Genomic DNA, 22593 nt, shown 5'->3' with positions numbered 1-22593 from the left:
GGCTACCATAATAATAAGACCATATGAAAAATGGTCAACCAGTAAAAACTGGATGACCTTATAATACGAACGCATGCATTAGTTGAACAACAAGATCGGCTATTTAGTCGATTTTTTTTATTGGATTAAGCAATAGGATATTTTTGTTTTTTATACAATTTTGTGTACACACTTCATATACAGAAAATTTCAAATTATGCTATGTTTGCATTAGCTAAAATTTAGGAGTGTACAAACATGAAAGAAAAGAGTATACATTTTAGAATTAATGAAAGTTTTTTAGAGAGATTTGAAGAAGCACTAAAGTATGAAGGATTAACAAAAACAGAAGTATTAACTCATGCTATTCAAAATTTTTGTGTAACCGTAGAATCTCGGAAGATGGATGATATTAGAAGACAATATGAGGTAAGCGATCACTTACAAATCCGTATTGATACCCATGCAAAATATGAAGAAAAACGTGTGAATTTAGATAAGATAGTAATAGAAAAACTACATTTAACAAAAAACGAAAAAATTCTTGATATAGGATGTGCTACTGGTGATTTTTTAATTCATTTAAAAGAAAGTGGTTATAAAGGTCATCTTACTGGATACGATCAGTCTACCAAGATGATACATGAGGCAATAAAAAATTCTAAACAAAAGAATTTAGATATCGAATGGATTGTTGGAGACGCGAGAAAACTTCCTTTTACTACTAATGCTTATGACTGGGTAGTTGCAAGGCACATGCTGTATCATGTACCAGATGTGAAAAATGCAATAAAAGGATTTAAGAATGTTATCAAACCAGATGGTGGATTCATAGCTACAACAAATTCATGTTTTTCATTACCACGAATACAAGAACTTTGTAATAATATGCTAACAGAGTTTGGTTTTTCTGAAAGAACATCTCCAGCTAATCCGTTTTGTATAGAAAACGCAAAAGAGATTTTAAGTTCAGCCTTTGATAATATAGATGAAGTAATTATCTCTAATGCATTAATCTTTCATCATGCAGAACCAATCGTTAAGTACATCACTAGTATGTTCCCATCTTTAGATATACCTGACGATAAGGGACTATATTTAGATATGCAAAAATGGCTACAAGTTGAGACTGAGAATATAATATCTAATATAGGAGTATGGCAAGATTCAAAAAATGTAGGGATTTATCGATGTAACTAGGTATCATTCCTTATGCAACTAACGCAATGCGTTAGTTGAATTAGCAGTAAAAAGGCTAATAACTTAGATCCTTTATTTTATTACCGATAACTTTTTTTATGTTAACTAACACTGTATAAGATATACATATAAAAAAATACAACTTAAAAACAATTTTCCAAACACTAGCTTTTGAACGTTTTGTTTATGATAAGATATAACAATATTTTATATTTTTAATAAACTGTATTTTAGGAGGCAAAAAATTGATATATCCATATGAAGATAAGTATTTAGCAGAAATTTTGGAAGTGTTTAATCTCAATGTTCCTGATAGTTTTGATCCATCAGAAATTATAGACCTTAAAGAATATCTAAAAAATTATGGTTCTACATACTTTGTCTATATTGAAAATGAAAGAATAGTCGGAGCTTGTGGTTATTATTTTCCTGAGACAAACTTAGGTGGAATTTCTTGGATTTTTACAGACCCTAAATATAAAGGAAAAAAAATTGGATCGAAGCTTGTTAAACATTGTATAGATGAAATTCAAATGAATAGCAGCATAACAAATATAGAGGTTCGGACATCACAATTCGCAAATGTTTTCTTTGAAAAAATGGGATTTAGGACACAGTTAGTAAAACAGGATTATTGGGCAAAAGGATATGATTTATATGCCATGACTATGCCTGTTTTAATAAATAACATAACCCTAGAATAGAGTCCCGAAAATACAGATTTGTTACCAACTAATAAAGAGCAATAGACTCATAACTAGTAGTCTATTGCTCCTTAATTTTGAATATCAAGTAATAGAAGCAACATAAGCTGGTGAAGCTTTCTTTACCAGAAACTGAGAAACTAAACCGCGAGGAGCTATCACCATCTCCAGTAATAGCATTTGCCATAGTATATATAAGTCCAATTCTTTTAATATTTTTCTTTTTAAACGGCATAGCTTTAATTAATAATATTAGTAATAATAAAAAAACATTATTTAATACATTAGTAGGTTCTATAATGAAAAAAGAGTCTTTGTAGGGGTTTTTCCAACGCAAGAGGCAAGGATGTTGAAGAACATATTTTGAAGCTTGAACCTTATGATATGTAATTTAATACCTTAATTCTTATTTGATGAAGATGAATATAGGACAGAGATTAATAAAATCTTATTGAACTAACGCATTGCATTAGTTGTACAACATGATCGACTGTTTAGTCGATTTTTTTATTTCGTTAATTGGTAGTAGAGTTCAATAAGTAAAAGGGAAAATTTATAATTTGTTGAATTTAAATAATTGGATATAAATACCATATGAAAAGCTTTTGAGCTGGAAAATAGATTTTATTAATGTGTAGAAGTTTTAAAATATAAATTTATTAAGTTGAAGTTAATATTCAATGGAGGGGCTAAAATGAATTTTAATCTGCAAGAAATAAATCTTCCGTTTTCTGATTCGGGTCCATATGGTATAGCTGTTTCGCATGATGGGAAAATATGGTTTACTCAACATAAAGCAAACAAAATTAGTTGTTTTGATCAAGAAGGACATATTCAAGAGTATACTGTTCCCACACCTAATGCTAGAGTGATGTGTTTAACAGTATCTTCAAAAGGGGATGTTTGGTTTACGGAAAATGGAGCCAACAAAATAGGAAAGCTCTCTACAAGTGGTGTATTTACAGAATTTCCTTTGCCGCATCCAAATTCAGGCCCGTATGGAATTACAGAAGGACAAAATGGGGATATCTGGTTTACTGAGATGAATGGAAATCGGATTGGTAAATTGACTACAAAAGGGAAGATTCATGAATATGAACTACCTAACAAAGGCTCATATCCTTCTTTTATTACACTAGGATCTGATAGCTCACTTTGGTTTACTGAAAACCAAAACAATGCTATTGGTAAAATAACGGAATCTGGAGAATTAATGGAATTTCCAATTCCTACACCCGCATCAGGACCTGTAGGCATTACAAGGGGAAATGATAATGCACTTTGGTTTGTAGAAATAATTGGGAATAAGATAGGGAGAATCACTTATTCTGGAGAGATAATAGAATATGACATTCCTACACCAAATGCACGCCCCCATGCTATTGCTGTTGGAGAAGAATTTGATTTATGGTTTACTGAATGGGGTGCAAATAAAATAGGAAGATTGACAAGAGACCAGGCAATTGTGGAATATACAATTAAAACACATAATGCAGAACCTCACGGAATTGTATGTGACAAGGATGGAGTCGTTTGGTTCGCCTTAGAATGTAACAAAATCGGAAAATTAACCTTGATATAATAAGAGGTATGTTTTTGGCTTGTTAGATATATTAAAATGAAAACTGAATTGGGAACTCTCATAAAATACCTATATCTTATGAGAAATCCCTTATTTTTTTATTAGGTCTCTATTCCACATGTTGTAGCTTACAAGCTGCATAATTGCAGTTATTCCACCTGCTCCTGAGTGTTATTTAACTATTGCAATGTGTTTTAGTTGAATAAGTCCTATATAATCCCAATTACTTAACCTAAAAAAGCTACCGTCGATGGTAGCTAGAATTTATACTTATAAAAGAAATTGATTAAATTATTTTCTTTCTTAACTAATTATTCGAATGAGTGGCAAGACCTCGCCCAATTAGATTTGCAGAAACAGGTTGTTTCCCGATTTCCCTTGCCCAAATTGATAATTGTCCTATATGGTGAATTTCATGAGCAATGGTATGTCTAATGATTTCACCCCAAGTATCCGTCACATTTCTTCCATCTGGTAAGGTATCGTAAAATAAACGATTTTCCATTTCATTATCCCAGTTGTCTACAAAATTTTTCACTTCAATATGAAATTTAGCGTCCAATTCACGAACTTTATCTAAGCTTTTATAAGCATTGAAATTCTCCTGAAAATCAGATTTGCCTTGTAATACTCGAATCCAGCTCCACTCTACATCAACTATATGAAAAAGTGTATGTAAAATACTACCCATTCCACCAGAGCGGTTCAACAGTAGTTCTTCTTCACTTAACTCTTCACACCACCTATACCATTCTTCTCTTACCGACCAATTATATCTAAAAAACATTTGCAAATATAACCCCTCCTAAATTAAGCATTTAAAATAATTCATTAAGAATATTATCAAAATTTGCTAACTAAGAGTAGTTCAACAAGCAATAGTTAAATTCCTTGTTGAACTAAAAGTAAGAGTAATTTCAATAGAGGCTCGCTTATGCTTATTCAAGTAAATGACAGGTTAGATGCATAAGGATAATTTAATTCCTGTGAAAAAAAGGAGAAATTCCCCCAAGTTACTGTTAATGAATTTATATATATAATTGAGTAATTAACAATATTATTTATTTTTCTTTTCATATGAATTAATCAAGCTTTTACATTTTGATGTATAGATAAATAAAAATTTATGGAGGGATTAGAACTGTCATTATTAAAGAAATATATAAAATGGCTTTTTAAGAATAATGTTAGAAAATATGATTTAGCTGAATTCCTAGCTGAGATGTTTTTCCTTTTGATATTTTTTTCGTTGCTTTCGCATATGAAAATTTCTTTTAAGTTATTCCTATTAACGTGTTTTTTTATGATAAACCTAGCTGTATTATGTGAGGATAATATAAGAAAAATGCTAGGTAAATTTAATATACGATTTCCAAAATGGATAAGTGTTATTACATTTCCAGTATTTTTAATATTCATTTTTATCTATAATTATTAATTTAAAAATTCATAGTACTTATTGAACTGTGCTGTGCGATAGTTGTACAAGAATTTATGATTAAGTAAATAGTGCGGAGGTATTTCGATTGTTAAAAAATTTGAGATTAATATTAGTTTGATAGGCTTAATTTTGGCTATTTATGGCTTAATAACTAAGAATTTTTCATTAACGCTTTATATGCTCTTATTCATAGGAGCAACGTTTTTGTTGGCAAGTATATCTGAATTTCAACTGAAACGAAATAAAATAGGTACTATTAGTTTCATAGTATCTTTGCTTGTGTTCTTAGTATCAATACAAGGATTCCTATTCAACTAACGCATGCGAAAATACATAAAGAAATAAAATAAAGAAGGAGGTTATTATGGCAACATGTCAAAATTGTAATTATAAATGGACAAAGAAATCGATATGGAAACTAGGATTTTCAAAAAACGGTGCAATTTGTACAAATTGTGGTCAAAAACAATTTATATCTTTCGAAACAAAGATTTTAATGACTCTCGCAGATCTATTTCCAATAGTTGGAGTTGTTGGACTTTTTCTTTATCCTTGGTACGTAAAGTTAAGTAATTTTGAGGAAGGGAAATGAAATTATATTTCAAAACTAGTTGAATAAAAATAGCAGCCATTCGCTGCTATTTTTATTTATCTATGTGGCAGTTTAATTCAATATTATTTTTGCTTTTGACATTGCATCACGAAGGGATATTGTTAAAATTGAGAATAGTTTCTGTTCCGTAATATAGGGTTTTCATGCATAATAATAATTAATGAAATACTTCTTATATTTCATTTACTCTCCATGATTAAACAAAAGGAAAGAAGAAAAAATGAAAAAGACAATTGTTTACTTCAGTTTGTTAGTGAATTTAGTTTTGGTAGCGTCATCATTCTTATTTAATATGGGTTGGTTAAGAGTATTTGCCTTAACATTATTCGTACCATATACGATCGCATTAACTATTATTAACTTCTTATATGTATCGAAGTGTTTTAAAATTAATTCTGTTCAAAACATGAAACCTTTAATTTTAACAAATGGATTTTATTTTCTCGCAAATATAATTCTTCCTGATTTTGGTGATGTTGAAGGATCTTATGCTTTTTTTGGATTGATAAAGAATGTTCCAGATTTTTTTATACTGGTATCAATTACTTTTACAATTGCACATATGGTATTTCTTGTTATTAGTCTTAAAGAAATGAGGAAAATGACGAAGATTCAAAAAGTACTCCTTTTAAACAAAAAACTACTACAAAATGCAAAAACACCTACTAAAATAATAGTTGGAACAGTCATAACGCTTGTTGTGATCTCGCTGATTGGCTATAATACCAATCAAAAAGCTGGTGGGGATACAAAGAAAATAGAAAATTTAAATGAAGCTATTCGGAAAAATAATATCAAACAAATTAAAAGGTACATTGATTCTGGGATAAACTTGAATAGAACTGATACAGCATCACAACAAGAAGGGGTAATTTTCCCTGAAAGCCCCCTTTATGTTGCGTGCGAAAAATCAAATCTAAAAATAGTAAAACTACTTTTGGAAAATGGTGCTAAACCAGTTCAAGTAAAAGGGACGGCCAATTCTCCTTTAACAGAAGTATTTGCTTACTATAATAAAGATGATTTAGAATTGGCGAAATTGTTGATTAAACAAGGAGCAGATATAAATTATGTTGAGCAAATGACAGATGCAACGCCTAAAGGAATGATGCCTATATTGGAACTTGCTTATTCTCAACCAGATAGCATGAGTTCCATTCCAAAGAGTGAGGCAAATGAAGGAGTTCTTGAAATCTTTAGATTCTTAGACACTTTACCTAATGTAGATTTTAATGTCAGTACAAATTACGGACATGTCTTAACAATTGCAGCCCGTCAAAATAATTTACCTTTGTTAAAATATCTAATAGAGGAAAAGAAAATGGATATTAATCTAAAAGATAAAGAAGGCTACACAGCACTTTATTATGCAGCAGGGTCCACAGAAGAAGTAAAAATGGTTGAATATTTACTTGGAAAAGGTGCTGATAAGACAATTGAGAGCAATGGCAAAACACCTTATGATGCTGCTTTTGAAGTTTCCTCAGAGCGTTCTATGGAATTGCTTAAGTTAGACAAATAAAAATAAAAATTCCAGATCTTTTATAAATGCTAATGCAATTAACGCATGCAATAGTTGAACCACCTTTAAGCTGCTTCGGTAGCTTTTTTTATACAACAAAATGGCGGTCGGCTTTAACGCATATGTAATTCCTATGTCCTTACTTGTTGGTGGGGTGGCAACAGACGAACCCAATAGTACTATTTTCATCAGGAAACTTAAATAACAAGAAAGCTGCAACTATATAAATTCTAATTTAACTCCATGGATCCACTACCGTATAACCATTCCATTTCACTCCGATTTACCTTTGATATTAGCCTTCTCTTTATTTCTTTTTTTCTTCCAATCTAAAAATATTAATAATAATGGACCTGTACAAAAAAATAATACCTGTAGCAAAAGAACATACAATTTATACTTAGGAAACTCTGGACCAACAACAATCAATACCGTAAACATTATGTATGAAGTTATGATTAATAATTTTTTTGCTAATTTCATAATATTATCCTCCTGTTTCAAATTGGTTGTTGCTATGACATTAAATAAAATAGCACCAGTCATTTTAAATATTTATTAAATTTTATAGGAAAGGTCACACTCCCTACACCAGTTACCGCGGAAGTTAAAATTGAATTACACTTTTTTATAACTGTGTCCTAATTTTTTTAGTAAACGTTTACGAAATTATCTTAACATTTAAAAAGTAAAATTTACCAAAACTCATTGTCATTATTGTGAACTTTTTTTCATTTTTTCAAATAGTCGCATTTACTGCTATTGGAACTTATAAAAATGCAACAAACTATGATTCTATTAGTAAGTATTTTCTTAAATTATACTGAAAAATATTCAATCTTCACCAAAGGTTCTTTTTAAGGTAAAAATTTGTAAAGTTTTACTAAAATATTCATAAAAATCCCACTGAATTAATTCCTCAGATTACTATAATTTAAGACATTAATAATAATGTAAAGAGGTGATCGTTTTGGTAGATAATTTGTTAAGTTATTTTCTAATCAATTCAGAGAATTAAGGAGATTCAAGGGATCATTAGGTTTCTCTATGTACGAAAGTTGAGTAATTTGTTTATTTGGCATTTTTTTCCTAAACAAAAAAAGAACATCTCTAAAAGATAAGGAGTGTTAGATATGAAAAAAATTTTAGTTTCAACTTTAGCAACTGCTATTACTCTCAGCTCAGCAAGTGTATCATTTGCAGAGTCGACTGATACAAATGACAACATTCAAATTACACCTATTGAACAAATAACATCTCCTATAACTAGTCGAAGTGTTGCTATTGAAACAGGAGGAACACAATATAGTTATGTTGGAACGGCCTATGGAAAAATACAAAATAAATCTGGACTGGATTTTTCTATTCAAATAGCTTCAGTCGCTTCTATATCTCTCGGAGTATATTTTGCTCCAGCAGCTTTCGCAGGTGTTGCTGCAACACCTGTATCATTTCTTTCAAGCTCTAGACCTATTCTTTATACAAAAGATATTATGCAAGTAAGATATTCTGGAAAAACGAGAGTAATTCGCCATAATGTTTATGTATATTCAGATTCTAATAGGACAAAATTGATAAAATCCTATTGGCAAGAAACCATATAATTAAATAAAAAATAAAGTTAAAAAAGAGGGTGTCATAAAAGTTCTAATAATCCCCTTATAGTAGACAGTTAAAAGAAATGTGCTGTACTGTCTACTATAGGGGGAATTTTTTATGGGGAAAATTAAAAATTATTAAAACTTTTTTAGCTCTCAGGAGTCTAATGTATAGAACACCGAGATGGAGGGATTGAGATTGCAGGATCATAGTCTAGTGGAAAGGGCTATCAAAGGAGATGAGCAAGCATTTTTATCAATTATGCATGAGCATAAGTTGCCATTATATAAAACTGCGCTAGCTTACTTGAAGAATAAAGATGAGGCAATTGAAGCAATTCAAGAAGTAACCTTTAGAGCCTATCAAAACATAAAAACAATAAGAGAACCAAGTTATGTAAAAACATGGCTTATTCGGATAATGATTAATTACTGTCAGGATTATATAAAGAAGAATAATAGAGTAACATTCGATGATGAATATATTTCACAACTAGGTACGAATGAAGACTATAACTTTATTGAAATAGAAGAAGCAATGTCCAGGCTTGATGATGCACAGCGACAGCTATTACATTTAAAATATTTTCACGATATCAAAATCAAAGATATTGCAATTATGTGGAATCGTCCGGAAGGTACAGTAAAGACTTGGTTGAATAAAGCATTGAAATCATTAAGAGGAATCCTTGAAGAGAAAGGAGAAAAAGGCCGTGTTTGAAAAAGAAGAAAATGAACTAAAAAAGTTGAAAGAAAAATACGAAAACATCGGGTTACCTATTGATGAAATTGATGAGGCTATACAAATTGGATTTCAAAAAGCTAAAGAAACTAAGTTAGTAACTAAACCGAGACGGAAATCTAAGATCTGGTCTATTGTTGCAGCTGCTATTCTTCTATTGGGATTTCTTACAAGTATTCGTGTATCGCCAACCTTTGCTGATTATTTAACAAATATTCCAGGTATGGAGAAAATCGTTAAACTTATTCGTAATGATAAGGGACTAATATCAGCTGTAGAAAATAAATATGCTCAAGAAATTAATATTTCACAAGAGAAAAGCGGAATTAAGGTAACGATTGATTCAGTAATTGCTGATGAGCAAGGGATAGTGATTTTTTACACGATTGATGCAAAAGAGACACAACATAATTTTACTTTAAAAGAAGTGAGTCTCAAACCAAGTAATGGTGAAGAATTGCCAGAACATTCTTCATCATTTGATCTTCCAGTAGAAGATGAGTTAAATACTTATACTAGTAAGATTGAATATTTTTTTCAGAAAACAAACGAGCAAAAAGACTTTAACTTAGATTTAAAGATAAAGAGTAAGGAGGTTTCAGAGCAATTTTCTATTCCATTCTCTTTAAAAAATCTAGAAAAAACAAAACAAATATACGAACTAAATAAAACAGTAACGATTGAAGGGCAAAAGATAACAATTAAAAAAGTTACAGTTTATCCTCTCCGTGTAGCTGTACAAGTAAAAATGGATCCAAATAATACTAAGAAAATACTAGATTTTACTGAATTTGAACTTCTTGATCAAAATGGCGAAGTATGGTCTAAAATAACAAATGGAACTACTGCCAATATTCTTAGCGATAATGAACGAATTATCTATTTACAGAGTAATTACTTTAAAGATCCAAAAGAATTATATTTGGTTATTAATAAGCTACAGGCAGTTGATAAGGATGAAGAATATATATTAGTTGATACTGAGAAACAACAAATTCTTAAACAGCCAAAAGGAAATTATTTAACTGACTTAAAAAAAGAAGAATCAGAATTGAAGTTCACCTTAAATACAAAAAAAGAATTTCATTACTCATTGGTTGAATCAATTTTTGATGCTAATGGAAAAGTAGTTCAAACTAGCTCAGAATCTCAAGAATATGATGATGGTGGTAAGCAAGTAGTAGGAATAACAATTTCTACTAAAGATTACGTTAATCCATTAAAGCTTAAGCTGGCGTTTTATCCTGAATATATTCAAGGAGATGCGAAAATAAGGATTAAATGAGATAACCTAACGGACTAAAAATAGGAAAAACAAAAAAACGTAATCTTTTCTATGAATATCTAGAAAAGATTGCGTTTTTTTAGTTATTACAGATTGTCCACCTTATGACAGTACGGTTCAGGTGGATAGTTATGCTTAAACTTTTCAAAATCCCAAGTTCCAAGGAATTTTTTTGCTGCTTGGTATCCATTAGTGAAAAGTAGTTCCTTTTCTTTTTTTGTTAAATTGAAATCTGTGCTTGATATTTCACCAGTTTGGATTTTTATTGTTCGTTCATTTACTTCTTTTGTTAGATGTCGAAGGTCGTGTGCTTGTCTCATCGTTATAAATATTGATTTATAGAATGAGATTGGATTATGACCATCCTGAGGTTTTCCAATAATTTCATTATCTATTAAACGAAAACCAAAAGTTGGCCATTCTTGGTGATCATCGAAAATCCAAATTGGAAAATTGCTTAAGATTCCGCCATCAACAATTAAAATTGGGTAATTAAAATTAGGAGTTTTTAGTTTAATTGGTTGAAAGAAGAATGGAATTGTACCACTCATTCTAACGGCTTGAGAAATGGTTATATCTTTTGCTGATAAGCCATAATCAGGTAGGTCATCAGGTAAAACGACCATTTTACCATTACTAATATCTGAAATAATAATTTTTAATTTTCCTTCTTCTAAATCATCGAAATAGCGAATTCCTTTTTTTGATAATAAAGCTTCTAACCATTCTTCTTCAAATTCATTTTTATATAACCCATTTTTAAATAAGATATTTAATCCTAATCCGATTAAAGGAATAAAGTGCAACCATGTTTTTGTAATAAATTTCTTATAATCTAGATGATCCATAATTTCCTTTAATTCTTTCCCTGTATAACCACTTGCTAGAAGAGCAGCAACAATAGCACCAGCAGAAGTGCCTGCCAAACGTGCCCATTCATAACCTTCTTCTTCTAAAGCGCAAATAGCTCCAACATGTCCGATTCCTCGAACTCCTCCTCCTTCAAAAATACCATCTACTTTCATTTTGTCACACCTACCTTTCAGAAAAAATGAATTATACTAATATAATATATGGGAGTTCTGTTTAAGTGTGATTAGCTATTGATGCAATCATATTTATCAATTAATTTATTTTTTGGGAAATAATCTGACAATCTTTGCAGTTGAAATTGTATTTCAAAAATCTAGAGAAACTTTATTTGCTATAAACTTTCGGATGAAACATTCAAAAAGTTGCAGAAATATTTATATGATGAATATTTTAAATTCAATATGAAATACTAACAGCAATCTGATAGTTTATATCAGAAAATTTTATTAAAGGGGCTACATATCATGGCAAACAGATCTTCAAATCAATATGTTTCACCAAATGCTGAATCTGCAATCGATCAGATGAAGTATGAAATTGCAACAGAATTTGGAGTACATTTAGGTCCAGATTCAACGTCTCGTGCAAATGGTTCAGTAGGTGGAGAGATTACAAAACGTTTAGTTCAAATGGCTGAACAAAGTCTCGGTGGCTATTCAAGATAATAGATTTAAATTGAGAGATGAGTTAATTAAAGGTAATTCGTTACCAAATGATTAACTCATCTCTTTTTGAATCTTTTTAGAAATTTTACATAATTTACCAAAATAAAAAACAAGAGATATAAAAAATCAAGAAAATTATTTTAATTTGTATTAATATTAGTAAAAATGAGTCGATATAAGTAGAGAGAAAATTAAAATAATTTGGTATTATTATACTAAACTCAATTTAAAAATAGAGAGAATTATATTGAGTATATAAAGAGATAGAAATAAATGGGGAGTTGCAAGTATGAAATCAACTGGAATTATTAGAAAACTAGACGATCTTGGAAGAATTGTTCTACCGAAAGAATTAAGAAATACAATGAATTTAGAGAATAATGCTCCATTTGAAATTCATTTTGAAGAAGGTATGATTATTCTTACAAAATATGATGAAAATTCCGGTCTAAGTGGAATTGTAAGAAAACTAGATGACTTAGGTAGAATTGTTTTACCAAAGGAATTAAGAAAAATGTTAAATCTAAATAAATATGAACCATTTGAAGTATTTATTGAGGAGCAAAGGATTATCCTAAAACAATTTGTTTCGAGTAATGCTTGTATGGTAACAGGAGTTATTGATGAAAATAATTTCTCATTTGATAGTGGAAAGATTGTAGTAAGTAAAAACGGTGCAGAAATCCTTATTAAGGAATTGCAGGAATACATAGCTAAATAAAATATCTCTAAAAGTGCTCTTTTATCTATTTAAAGTAGAAGAGCACTTTTTTTGTTTGAATTAAGTTGTAAGGAATAAGAATTAACCCTTTCTAAAGTAATATAAAGAAGCACTTTCCATGTTCTCAACGATTTACTACAAATTTGTTAAAACCCTCTAAAATACACCAAGATAATAAGACACTACATAAAATGATAATTTCCATTTTTTACATCTCCTTTTTTGTTCTACTTTTAAGTTTTCTTATTCTATTACTGTCTTGAATTTTTAAGATTGTATGTTCTGTTTTGTTTGGATGTTTTTATTATACACGAACACTCATTCTAATGTAAGTAGTTTTTTAGAAAATTTATGAAATTTTTTGCGAACGTACAATCAGGTCATTTGTTCGTATTAAGAGGCCCTGAATTATATTTCAGGTTAAGCTGTTTTAAAAATTGATTTATTTTCAAAAGAAAAGCCGCGATTTAGCAGCTCAAAATCTTTAATATATGTGTAAATAATTAAAGAGGCCCACTAGTGGCCTCTTCTTCTTTTATTCTATACTTTTATTTATGAACCTTACTAATTTATATCCTGTAATTAATGAGAGTACATAACCTATAAAAATTAATATAGTGACTAATACATTTTGATAAATGTTAAACTTTATTAAAATAATTAACGAAAGTATAATCAGGGAAATTAGTAAGACAAACCATTTCAATTTTTCATTAGAAATATAAGATGAACTCGACTTTGTAATCTTGGTTACGAATTTTGGTAAAGATGCATAAATACCAATCAGAAATAGTCCTAAAAATGGGAATAAAACACTGTAATAAGTATTGTCAAAAGTTGCGTTTTGAAACTTAAAAATGAAGTCTAACAATAAAAATAATCCTAGCACATAAAGTAGAAAAAAACTTAAATAGCTGAATGTTTTCATAAAGTTACCCCTTTTATTAATATTTAGACTGGTTTGACTAATGTTACAAGGGATATTACAATGGTGTTTCAATTTCCATATTATACCATATGGAGGATGGGGTATGAAAAGGTAAGAAAAGTAATGTTAACTGCTGGACTATTATCGTTGGCTGGTGTACGTACTTCAAGTGATTTTGCAAAAGAAATTCCAGTTGGTAAAGTAGGGATTAGCGAGAAAATAAATAAGAGAGTAGTAGACAAGCTATAAAATCAGCGTATTGTTCCCTTAAATCAGATCAAATCACTATACGCAAAAAAGAATAAGAAAATTACAGAAAAAGATATTCCTACCATCTGAGAAGTAATATAGCCTTGCAAAGTAAATGTACTGAAAAAGTATGTTTCTTCCACAAATATGGTAGGATATGGTTATGGAAATGTAAGAAGGAGAAAACGTATGGGCCTAATAGAGAATCAAAAGTACTTCTTTGAAAAATATAAAATCGATGAACAGGATTTTGAAAAGTACTGTTTAGACTGGTCAAAATATATTGAAATTTATAATGAATACATATCAGAAATACCGAATCTTGAAACGGTAGCTACTTTTATTTCGGAAATACTCCGTAAAAATCCTGAAATTCATACTGTGAAATCGCGAATAAAGTATCCTGATCATTTAATTGAAAAGATTATTCGAAAGACGATAAAAGGCAAAAAATCAGACTCAGAATATGAAATCAATGTTTCGAATTATAAATCTGAAATTACAGATCTAATTGGTATAAGAGCATTGCATTTATATAAATACCAAGCTGCAGATATAGATAAAACAATTAGACAAAATTGGAATTTACATGAAAAAGCGACTATTTACCATCGCTTAGGTGATATGACGAGTGAACAACATATCGAAGAAGAAAAGTTCCAGTTTTTAGTTCATGATGCAGGATATCGATCATGGCATTATGTAATTAAGTCACAAATGACAAAAGTAAATTATTTAGCTGAAATTCAAGTAAGAACGATATTTGAAGAAGGCTGGAGCGAAATAGATCATCAACTAAGGTATCCTTATGATTTAGATAATGAGATATTAAATGAACAACTTTTAATTTTAAATAGGCTTTCGGGTGGGGCTGACGAATTGGTCAATTCAATCCTTCATACAAAGATGACAATTTATCAACAAAACGAAGAAAAAGAATTTCGTGATGAAATGATTCAGGAATTATTAGATGAAATTTCTAGTTTGTCAGAGGATGGAAAATTAACTGATGAAGATAAGAAGTCACTGGAAGAGAAGATTAAGCAATTAGAAGTTAAAAAGATTAAAGTAAATTATAGTAATCTGTTTAATAATCGCTCGGTTGAATATCACTTTAAACGAAGAATATTTCCTAGCGATTTTTAGATAACTGTTATTAAAAGCCAAGGCTATATGCTTTGGTTTTTTTGCACTTTTTACCAGAAAAATTTCTACGATTTTTTAGGTGCCATTTCTTTTTTTCTAACATTAAATGTAATAACAGATCTAGTTTAGATTTTAAAAAATATGAAACTAGGTGGAATCATGGTTAAAAGGCCGATTTATAAGCAGGAATTTTTAAATACATTTAATTATGCAGACAAGAATTTTGATATTGCTTCTCTTAAAAATCTGATTGAACAATCTTTTGGAGAAAATAATGCATTGGATTTTAAGGAAACATTCGTTAGAGAGGATCAAATTGCAAAATTAATAATTGCAATGGCGAATTCTGGTGGAGGATCAATTATTTTTGGCGTAAATGATGATAATCACCCAGTCGGAATCCTTAAAGAAGAGCTAAAGGATCCAACCGATTTTCAAAGAAAATTAAATGGCTATTTACCTTCTTTTCTAATTTATCATCTTCAACAAATTGATTACGACGAGAATGAAATGTATGGATATTTTAGTGGTAAAACCTTCTTCATCATTTATATCCCCGAGCAAAATCGATATATCCCGTTTATAGCTAAAAGAGGCTCCGATAAATTATTTACAGATAAAATTTATATTCGAAAAAATACTTCAAACGAAACCGCCACAAACGATGATTTAGAAATTATTTTTAGAAAAAGGCTCATTGAACAATATGAGGACTTATCAAATATGAGTCTAAATGAGCATATGGAACAATTAAAGATCCTTTATCGGATAGCTGCAATTAGTGGTGATACAAGTAAAAACCAAAAGAGCCATAAAGATGATTTTAGTGAATTTATTGCCAGAATGATTGAAAAGAAGAAGCGGAAGATTGAGATTGTATTGGAGGTTAGTAATATTGAGTGATTGGTGTGAGGAGAGAATAAAACATAGAAATTATAGGAATGAAGATAAAACCGGGAGTATCGGTTTATCTTGCATTCCATTTTTTATTTAATATTTAAAATTACTTGTAATAAGTATTTTCTATATAATCAGCATGTCTTAAGTCCTTCTCTACTTTTTCAATTTCTTTATCTGTATTCAAGTATCGAATATATTTTGATTCTTTCGTTTTTATATAAAAGCAATCTATTTTATTAGAAGAATTATTTAGATCGTAAGTTAGGTTGATATAGTCACCGTTTTTATAGACTGCAATAACAATACTAGAGCGTTTAATTTTTTCAGTATTATTTACTTTCATTTTATTTTTTAAATAATCTTTTTCAAGTTTTATAACCTGATTTAACTGATTATCAAACTTATTTTTATTAATACAAGCAGAAAGAGAAACTATAAAAAGTATTGTAGCGAATAAAACTAGTATTTTCACCCTCATAAATATCACTCCTTATTATTTTTTATTATAGATAAATTATTAGAGAGTAAGATTTATGAATGTTATTATTTTGTGAAAGATTTATTTTTCATATAAATTTCATAGTTTCTTACTCTACTGGAATATATTTCATTTTATGATTAGTTATAATAAGACTTAAATTTGGAGGTGAAGTGTCATTGACTTTATTTTTATTGTTCGTTTTTATTGTAGTTTCCATATTTCTATTTAAAAGAGATAAAGTCTCATTCATGCTTGGTGAAAATAACAAACTTGTTTTTAAATTAAATAATACTAGTTGGTTTCAAAATCATTTGATGTCAGGAATGTTCTTGTTTATTGTGAATGCAACGTTGTTTTTTACTACTTGTCTGATAATTTATCTATTAACGTATCTACTAATTCCATTTCTCCATTTGTTGGTAATGATTTTGGCCATCTTTGGAAGTTTCTTTTTGTGGATAATCGTGAATAAGGCATGGCAAGGTACGAACGCAAACCGAATTAAAATGAGTATTTTAGGAAGTAGTTTTTATATTTTATTATCGATTTTGTTTCTATATTGGTTATTAAATCTTGAACCTTCATATCCAGGTGAAGATCTGTTTATGAGTTCATTAGGATTGATGTTTGGATTAATGGTTTCGATTGTTGCATTTCTTTCTTGTTTGATAACTACAGGATTTAGTTTTAAAGGTAAGTAATTTGTTAGAAAGTCTAAGAATTTAAGGATAACCCAGGTTATTAAACTTGTATCACCTAATTTAAACACATAGAAAAAAGGGGAAGGGCACTTAATATTACAAGTTGTTAAGTGCTTTTATATATAGCAAATAACCCGATTTTTTAGCATTATTTTAATAGGTGTATTTTCTCTCTTTTGATGCTTTTCTGAGACAGATTAATAGGTTTATTTAACTAGACAATAATTTGAAAAGTAAATAACTAATCATTTATTTTGTGAAAATAAGTGGGTTAATTTCATTTGAAAATGATTAGAAAAATTAGTGCATTTTAAAGAAACGCTGATAAACCAGGGCTTAAATAACCCAATTGACCAATTATTGAATATTCTTTATATTTTGATAATGTAGAGTGCTTTTTAAAAAGTGGTTTGGATATGAACGATTAAAATCGATTTTAATAGATTCATATGAGAAGTCGCTTTATTTATTTTATCAGAATAGGAGAGTGTAAGATGACAGGAAAGCCAAGGTTAAATAAGTATGTTACTGCGATGATGACGACAGCTCTTATTGCTGTTCCGACTTTTCAAGCGTTAGCTGCTGGGACAAGCAATAATGTTTCAAATTTATCAAATAGTAATGCTGTAGAAACGAATCTTCAAGGAATTAACGCAAAAGCAAGTACAGGGAAGCATGTGATTACTCTTATTACAGGTGATGTAGTAACTGTAACAGAGTTTGCAGATGGACAAAGTGTGATTAGTGTTGAGCCAGCGGATAAAGCTGAAGGTGGTTCACATATCATGACAGTCAATAAGGATACATATGTTATTCCAAAACAAGCGATGCCTTACTTAGCTTCTGGTGCATTAGATCGAGATCTATTCAATATTACGAAACTAATAGAGGATGGATACGATGATGCTTCTCAAAAGACATTACCTGTTATCGTACAATATTCAGAGTCTAAAACTCGCTCAAGTGCAAAGCCAACGTTAAAAGCTTCAGAGAAAACACATGAACTTGAAAGTATAAATGGGGCAGCGCTTTCTGCAAATAAGAAGGATTCGAAAGATTTTTGGCAAGATGTTAAGAAAAATATAAAATCTGCGGATTCTACAAAATCGACAAAGTCATTAGTTATACCTGGAATTGAAAAAATTTGGTTAGATGGTCGTGTTAAGGCAACGCTTGAGCAAAGTGTTCCACAAATTGGGGCACCGACTGCTTGGAATGCTGGTTACAACGGAAGTGGCGTAAAAGTTGCAGTTCTTGATACAGGGATCGATGCACAGCATCCAGATGTAGCTGGTCAAATAAAAGAAACAAAAAGCTTTGTTCCAGATCAAGATGTACGCGATTTTCATGCACATGGTACTCATGTTGCATCTACTGTACTAGGAACAGGGGCAGCATCAGGTGGAAAATATAAAGGTGTAGCACCAGGAGCAAGCTTAATTGTAGGAAAAGTGTTAAGCAATGAAGGCTTTGGACTTGATTCATGGATTATTGATGGTATGGAGTGGGCTGCACATAATGCCAAGATTGTCAGTATGAGTTTAGGAAGCGATGAGTCAAGTGATGGAACGGATCCGATGGCACAAGCAGTTAATAATTTAAGTGCTGAGACAGGCTCTCTGTTCGTTATTGCGGCTGGTAATACAGGTCGTGAAGGAATCGGTTCTCCTGGAGCAGCAGATGCGGCACTTACAGTTGGTGCAGTTGATAAATCAGATAATCTTGCTTATTTCTCATCAAAAGGTCCTCGTTTTGGTAGTGAGGGATTAAAGCCTGATCTAACAGCACCAGGTGTAAATATTACTGCAGCACGATCTCAATATTCAACGCAAGGAAGTGGATCTTATCTTTCGATGAGTGGTACGTCGATGGCTACGCCACATGTGGCAGGAGCGGCTGCAATTCTTTCCCAACGCCATCCTGATTGGACAGGCGCACAGCTGAAAGATGCATTAATGAGTACAACTAAAAAATTAGATGATATTAAGCCGTTAGAAGGTGGGACTGGACGTCTTGATGTTGCAGCAGCTACTCTCGGTGATTTGCGTGCGACAGGTTCACTGGATTTTGGTTTCTATGCTTGGCCTCATGAAAATGATGCTTCGAAAGAGAAAACAATTACGTACACTAACGACAGTGATAAGGCTGTGACGTTAGACTTATCAGCGAAAATTACTGATAATAGCGATGCAGATGCACCTGCTGGTTTATTTAAACTTTCAACGAACAAAGTAACTGTACCGGCAAAAGGTAGTGCAAAAGTTACTGTTACACTTGATCCAAACGTAGGTGCTAATGGACAACGATATCAAGGTCAGATTTCTGCAAATGTTGATGGTAAAACAGTTGTGCATACTGCCTTGGCAATGATTAAAGAAGAGGAAAGATATCCACTAACGTTAAAAGCAATTGGACGCGACGGTAACCCTGCCTTGGCGTATATTAATCTACTTGGCCCAGATGGTGTTCCAGATTTTATTGCAGTTAATGGTACAACTGAATTACGCCTAAAACCAGGAACTTATTCTGCAATGTCAATGATGGATGTTGATACAGACACTGACCACGCTGGCGTTGCACTTGTAGGAAATCCTGAAATTAATTTAGATGGTCCTCAAACTGTTACATTGGATGCACGTAAAGCGAATGAAATTACAGCAAACGTACCAAATAAAGCAGAAGCAAGTTTTAGAAAAATGGAATATTATCGTGAAATTGATGGCAGCAATGTTAGTGACATCTATGTGATGCCTGTTACAGTTGATAAGATGTATGCTGAGCCAACTAAGAAAGTTAAAAATGGAAAATTTACATTTAACACGCGATGGAGATTGATTGAACCATATATGACAATCAATTTCAAAGGCAATGAATTAGATGATCTTCCACAAGCTGGAAGTACATTACTAGATGGAAAATACAACTTAGACGCTGTTTATGTAGGTAAAGGGGCGCAAGCTGATTATAAGGGATTAAATGTTAAAGGTAAGGCTGTTATCGTTGATCGAAGTGATGAAGTAACTGGTATGGAGCGCTCAGCAGCAGCATATGCAGCAGGTGCAAAACTAGTTATTACTGTAAATGATGGACCAGAAGAAATTAGTGAATATGTTGGAATTGAAAATGATGATTATTCACTTTCAGATTCTCCAATTTCGGTTGTAGCAATCAGTCAAACAGAAGGTAAAAAACTGATTGAGCAAGCAAAAGACAAAAAAGTAAAACTTGACGTAGTAGGTACTCCTAATACGAAATACGTTTATGATCTTGTTGACAACCATGACAATGCAATACCAAATGACGTAACTTATTCACCTAAAGCGAGCGACCTTGTAAAAATTAATGCTGAATACAAATCAGATCAAGCTACAGCAGGTGGCGAATTCCGTTGGGATATTCCATCTTACCGACCAAATGGAGTAGGTTACCAAATGAAATTAAATTTACCATCAGTTCGAACTGAATGGGTTTCTGCTCAAAAAGGCACTTCTTGGTATCATCAAGCTAGCGTGCTAGATGCGGCTTGGGAAGTACGCCAACCAAAAGCAACATACAAACCAGGAACAACATTAGATGAAGAATGGTTCTCACCAGTTGCTCGTCCTCGTTTAGGTGATGGCTTCTGGAAACCTTATCGTACAGGAAACAACTTAGTCATCAATATTCCTGCATGGGCTGATTCTGGAGTAGGAAGCACAGGTTCAGAATCTAATTATCCAGGTTCACAAACATTAAAACTATACCAAGGATCAAAACTAGTAAAAGAAGCAAAAGGACAAGCGATCTACTCATTTAACGAATACCCAACTGCAAATACACAGTATAAAGTAGTTAGTGATGCTTGGCGCGACCCACAACGCTTTGATAATTCTGTAAAAACACATACAGAGTGGACATTCTGGTCTAAAGAACAAGAACAATATCAATCAGAACTTCCATTAATCTCGCTTGATTACAATGTAGAAACTGACATGAATGGTGATGCAAAATCAGGCCGTTGGGTCGATTTAGAAATGAAAGCTATTCAAGTAGCTGGTGCACCAGGAAACGGTAAGATGAAAGGTGCAACATTAGAAGTTTCATATGATGAAGGCAAGACTTGGGAACTTGTTGATTTAAATCGTGAAAAAGATGGCTGGAAAGCTAGAATTGAAAACCGTAAAAATGCATCTTCTGTATCATTAAGAGCAAGTGCTTGGGACGATGCAGGTAATAGTATTAATCAAGACATTATTAAAGCTTTTGGATTGAAGTAAATAAAGTAAGAGAGGGCACCTTCCTTTAGGGAGGTGCCTTTTAAACTGCAAATACTTGTCGCACATAAATGAAAATTATCCATTCTCAACATCAAAAAAGGCACCTTCCACTTAGAAGGCACCTCTCCATTATTAATTATTTTTGATCAGCTTTTTCAGCGTCTAATAATTCTTGCATGAATTTAAGATTATATGTATGGCTTTCTTTCAGTCTGCTGTGTCTTGTAAGTTTAATTAAATTTTGATAATAAGCGATTTCTTCCTCTAGTGATGAAATGACATTTGTACGATATTCTTTTAATTCTTGTTCGTTCATTTTTCATTCCTCCTATAATAGGGATTTAATAATTTAAGTATATCACTAATATGGAAAAATAAATCAAATATCATTGTGAAAGAAGTATGATTACACAAAATTTACAAAAAATTGTAGTTCAATTAATTCCTAAATAGACAAATTAGTGCCTTAAAAAAAGCGATCATCTTTTTAGAAAATGATGACCTGAGAGTTTTCATAAATTATTTAAAGTATTTTCTGAAAAATCATTGTATTCTGTGTTTTGTGGTGGTAATATAGCTACAATATATTTTTTTAGTGAATGGAGGGAATCAAGAAAGTGCCAAAATATTAAGTTTAGGTAATATATTTTTTTACCCCTTACCTAACAAGTGTTAGGTAGACTTTACAAGAAAGGCACTATGCTAAAAAAAGAGCAATCATATTTTTTTTACCCTTTACCTAACAAGTGTTAGGTAGACGCTGTAAGATAGGCACCATGCTAAAAAAAGAGCAATCATATTTTTTTACCCTTTTACCTAACAAGTGTTAGGTAGGAGTTGCTACCTTATTTTTTTAGCTGTTATCTAATGTACATTAGTTAGGTATTTTAAGAAATAAATAATAGAAAATATAAATGATTGAGTGAAAAGTAAGGTAAATTAGCAATCTGATTTTTTTAACTCTTTACCTAACAAGTGTTAGGTAGGTTTTATTAGGGGGATCTGTA

Annotated in this window: 21 protein-coding genes; 16 read left to right on the top strand and 5 right to left on the bottom strand. The window is 31.1% G+C overall.

Annotated features, from left to right (window positions below; genetic code table 11):
- The first annotated feature begins 237 nt into the window (after nucleotides 1-237).
- The 3 genes from AN960_RS18130 (at nucleotide 238) to AN960_RS18120 (ending at nucleotide 3465) form a co-directional block, all read left to right on the top strand.
- On the top strand, nucleotides 238-1179 hold the full coding sequence (locus AN960_RS18130; protein ID WP_056474392.1) for a class I SAM-dependent methyltransferase: 942 nt from the start codon (nucleotides 238-240) through the stop codon (nucleotides 1177-1179).
- Between the two features lie 245 nt (nucleotides 1180-1424).
- Entirely contained in the window at nucleotides 1425-1883 is a 459-nt protein-coding gene (locus AN960_RS18125; RefSeq protein WP_056474389.1) for a GNAT family N-acetyltransferase, read from the top strand.
- A 694-nt stretch (nucleotides 1884-2577) separates the two neighbouring features.
- A complete protein-coding gene (locus tag AN960_RS18120) occupies nucleotides 2578-3465 on the top strand; it encodes a Vgb family protein (RefSeq protein WP_056474386.1) in 888 nt (295 codons plus the stop codon).
- Nucleotides 3466-3772: 307 nt separating this feature from the next.
- On the opposite strand, the gene AN960_RS18115 is transcribed toward AN960_RS18120, so the two are convergent.
- Nucleotides 3773-4258, bottom strand: a complete 486-nt coding sequence (locus AN960_RS18115) for a DinB family protein (RefSeq protein ID WP_056474385.1) — start codon at nucleotides 4256-4258, stop codon at nucleotides 3773-3775.
- Between the two features lie 825 nt (nucleotides 4259-5083).
- On the opposite strand from AN960_RS18115, the gene AN960_RS25370 reads away from it, so the two are divergent.
- From AN960_RS25370 to AN960_RS18105, 3 genes are all read left to right on the top strand, one after another.
- Complete coding sequence (locus AN960_RS25370) at nucleotides 5084-5224, top strand: DUF3953 domain-containing protein (protein WP_353611587.1); 141 nt, start codon at nucleotides 5084-5086, stop codon at nucleotides 5222-5224.
- A 46-nt stretch (nucleotides 5225-5270) separates the two neighbouring features.
- Complete coding sequence (locus AN960_RS18110; protein ID WP_056474382.1) at nucleotides 5271-5498, top strand: hypothetical protein; 228 nt, start codon at nucleotides 5271-5273, stop codon at nucleotides 5496-5498.
- A 241-nt stretch (nucleotides 5499-5739) separates the two neighbouring features.
- Nucleotides 5740-7041 (top strand): ankyrin repeat domain-containing protein, encoded by a 1302-nt coding sequence (locus AN960_RS18105; RefSeq protein WP_056474379.1) that lies wholly within the window; start codon nucleotides 5740-5742, stop codon nucleotides 7039-7041.
- A 273-nt stretch (nucleotides 7042-7314) separates the two neighbouring features.
- On the opposite strand, the gene AN960_RS18100 is transcribed toward AN960_RS18105, so the two are convergent.
- Nucleotides 7315-7524 (bottom strand): hypothetical protein, encoded by a 210-nt coding sequence (locus AN960_RS18100; RefSeq protein ID WP_056474376.1) that lies wholly within the window; start codon nucleotides 7522-7524, stop codon nucleotides 7315-7317.
- Nucleotides 7525-8174: 650 nt separating this feature from the next.
- Between AN960_RS18100 and AN960_RS18095 the strand changes: the two genes are divergently transcribed.
- The 3 genes from AN960_RS18095 to AN960_RS18085 all read left to right on the top strand — a co-directional run bounded on the left by AN960_RS18095 (nucleotide 8175) and on the right by AN960_RS18085 (nucleotide 10666).
- On the top strand, nucleotides 8175-8645 hold the full coding sequence (locus AN960_RS18095) for a hypothetical protein (RefSeq protein WP_056474373.1): 471 nt from the start codon (nucleotides 8175-8177) through the stop codon (nucleotides 8643-8645).
- A gap of 193 nt (nucleotides 8646-8838) precedes the next feature.
- Complete coding sequence (locus tag AN960_RS18090) at nucleotides 8839-9360, top strand: sigma-70 family RNA polymerase sigma factor (protein ID WP_056474370.1); 522 nt, start codon at nucleotides 8839-8841, stop codon at nucleotides 9358-9360.
- Nucleotides 9353-10666: a DUF4179 domain-containing protein gene (locus tag AN960_RS18085; RefSeq protein ID WP_056474367.1), complete on the top strand. Its 1314-nt coding sequence runs from the start codon at nucleotides 9353-9355 to the stop codon at nucleotides 10664-10666. The genes AN960_RS18090 and AN960_RS18085 overlap by 8 nt, the downstream gene beginning before the upstream one ends.
- Nucleotides 10667-10752: 86 nt before the next feature.
- Here AN960_RS18085 and AN960_RS18080 read toward each other — a convergent pair whose 3' ends face one another.
- The gene (locus tag AN960_RS18080) at nucleotides 10753-11691 is read right to left on the bottom strand and encodes a patatin-like phospholipase family protein (RefSeq protein WP_056474365.1); all 939 of its coding nucleotides are present in this window, start codon (nucleotides 11689-11691) and stop codon (nucleotides 10753-10755) included.
- A gap of 312 nt (nucleotides 11692-12003) precedes the next feature.
- Here AN960_RS18080 and AN960_RS18075 point away from each other — a divergent pair, with 312 nt between their 5' ends.
- The 5 genes from AN960_RS18075 (at nucleotide 12004) to AN960_RS18055 (ending at nucleotide 16151) form a co-directional block, all read left to right on the top strand.
- Entirely contained in the window at nucleotides 12004-12204 is a 201-nt protein-coding gene (locus AN960_RS18075) for an alpha/beta-type small acid-soluble spore protein (protein ID WP_056474362.1), read from the top strand.
- 289 nt (nucleotides 12205-12493) lie between these two features.
- A complete protein-coding gene (locus tag AN960_RS18070) occupies nucleotides 12494-12925 on the top strand; it encodes an AbrB/MazE/SpoVT family DNA-binding domain-containing protein (protein ID WP_286131747.1) in 432 nt (143 codons plus the stop codon).
- 1024 nt (nucleotides 12926-13949) lie between these two features.
- Nucleotides 13950-14102 (top strand): hypothetical protein, encoded by a 153-nt coding sequence (locus tag AN960_RS24585; protein WP_156339722.1) that lies wholly within the window; start codon nucleotides 13950-13952, stop codon nucleotides 14100-14102.
- Between the two features lie 189 nt (nucleotides 14103-14291).
- Complete coding sequence (locus AN960_RS18060; protein WP_056474357.1) at nucleotides 14292-15248, top strand: RelA/SpoT-related domain-containing protein; 957 nt, start codon at nucleotides 14292-14294, stop codon at nucleotides 15246-15248.
- Nucleotides 15249-15407: 159 nt separating this feature from the next.
- Nucleotides 15408-16151 (top strand): AlbA family DNA-binding domain-containing protein, encoded by a 744-nt coding sequence (locus AN960_RS18055; RefSeq protein ID WP_056474354.1) that lies wholly within the window; start codon nucleotides 15408-15410, stop codon nucleotides 16149-16151.
- Between the two features lie 100 nt (nucleotides 16152-16251).
- Here the strand turns inward: AN960_RS18055 and AN960_RS18050 are convergent, their stop codons facing one another.
- A complete protein-coding gene (locus AN960_RS18050) occupies nucleotides 16252-16626 on the bottom strand; it encodes a hypothetical protein (RefSeq protein ID WP_056474350.1) in 375 nt (124 codons plus the stop codon).
- Between the two features lie 173 nt (nucleotides 16627-16799).
- Between AN960_RS18050 and AN960_RS18045 the strand changes: the two genes are divergently transcribed.
- On the top strand, nucleotides 16800-17330 hold the full coding sequence (locus tag AN960_RS18045) for a hypothetical protein (protein ID WP_056474349.1): 531 nt from the start codon (nucleotides 16800-16802) through the stop codon (nucleotides 17328-17330).
- Between the two features lie 494 nt (nucleotides 17331-17824).
- Nucleotides 17825-21586 carry a S8 family serine peptidase gene (locus tag AN960_RS18040; RefSeq protein ID WP_056474347.1) on the top strand — a complete coding sequence of 1254 codons (3762 nt, stop codon included), beginning with the start codon at nucleotides 17825-17827 and terminating at the stop codon, nucleotides 21584-21586.
- 136 nt (nucleotides 21587-21722) lie between these two features.
- Here AN960_RS18040 and AN960_RS18035 read toward each other — a convergent pair whose 3' ends face one another.
- Nucleotides 21723-21902: a hypothetical protein gene (locus AN960_RS18035; RefSeq protein ID WP_056474344.1), complete on the bottom strand. Its 180-nt coding sequence runs from the start codon at nucleotides 21900-21902 to the stop codon at nucleotides 21723-21725.
- Nucleotides 21903-22593: the final 691 nt, after the last annotated feature.

Origin of the sequence: Bacillus sp. FJAT-25509, from assembly GCF_001420605.1 — a bacterium.
Taxonomy (GTDB): domain Bacteria; phylum Bacillota; class Bacilli; order Bacillales; family Bacillaceae_G; genus Gottfriedia.
The sequence above is the reverse complement of the archived record's forward strand: the minus strand, read 5'-3'. Positions and strand labels throughout refer to the sequence as shown.

Coding starts and splice junctions, on each gene's coding strand:
- AN960_RS18130 (WP_056474392.1), top strand. CDS start 238: ATGAAAGAAAAGAGTATACATTTTAGAATTAATGAAAGTTTTTTAGAG.
- AN960_RS18120 (WP_056474386.1), top strand. CDS start 2,578: ATGAATTTTAATCTGCAAGAAATAAATCTTCCGTTTTCTGATTCGGGT.
- AN960_RS25370 (WP_353611587.1), top strand. CDS start 5,084: ATGCTCTTATTCATAGGAGCAACGTTTTTGTTGGCAAGTATATCTGAA.
- AN960_RS18110 (WP_056474382.1), top strand. CDS start 5,271: ATGGCAACATGTCAAAATTGTAATTATAAATGGACAAAGAAATCGATA.
- AN960_RS18105 (WP_056474379.1), top strand. CDS start 5,740: ATGAAAAAGACAATTGTTTACTTCAGTTTGTTAGTGAATTTAGTTTTG.
- AN960_RS18100 (WP_056474376.1), bottom strand. CDS start 7,524: ATGAAATTAGCAAAAAAATTATTAATCATAACTTCATACATAATGTTT.
- AN960_RS18095 (WP_056474373.1), top strand. CDS start 8,175: ATGAAAAAAATTTTAGTTTCAACTTTAGCAACTGCTATTACTCTCAGC.
- AN960_RS18080 (WP_056474365.1), bottom strand. CDS start 11,691: ATGAAAGTAGATGGTATTTTTGAAGGAGGAGGAGTTCGAGGAATCGGA.
- AN960_RS18075 (WP_056474362.1), top strand. CDS start 12,004: ATGGCAAACAGATCTTCAAATCAATATGTTTCACCAAATGCTGAATCT.
- AN960_RS18070 (WP_286131747.1), top strand. CDS start 12,494: ATGAAATCAACTGGAATTATTAGAAAACTAGACGATCTTGGAAGAATT.
- AN960_RS24585 (WP_156339722.1), top strand. CDS start 13,950: ATGGGGTATGAAAAGGTAAGAAAAGTAATGTTAACTGCTGGACTATTA.
- AN960_RS18060 (WP_056474357.1), top strand. CDS start 14,292: ATGGGCCTAATAGAGAATCAAAAGTACTTCTTTGAAAAATATAAAATC.
- AN960_RS18055 (WP_056474354.1), top strand. CDS start 15,408: ATGGTTAAAAGGCCGATTTATAAGCAGGAATTTTTAAATACATTTAAT.
- AN960_RS18050 (WP_056474350.1), bottom strand. CDS start 16,626: ATGAGGGTGAAAATACTAGTTTTATTCGCTACAATACTTTTTATAGTT.
- AN960_RS18040 (WP_056474347.1), top strand. CDS start 17,825: ATGACAGGAAAGCCAAGGTTAAATAAGTATGTTACTGCGATGATGACG.
- AN960_RS18035 (WP_056474344.1), bottom strand. CDS start 21,902: ATGAACGAACAAGAATTAAAAGAATATCGTACAAATGTCATTTCATCA.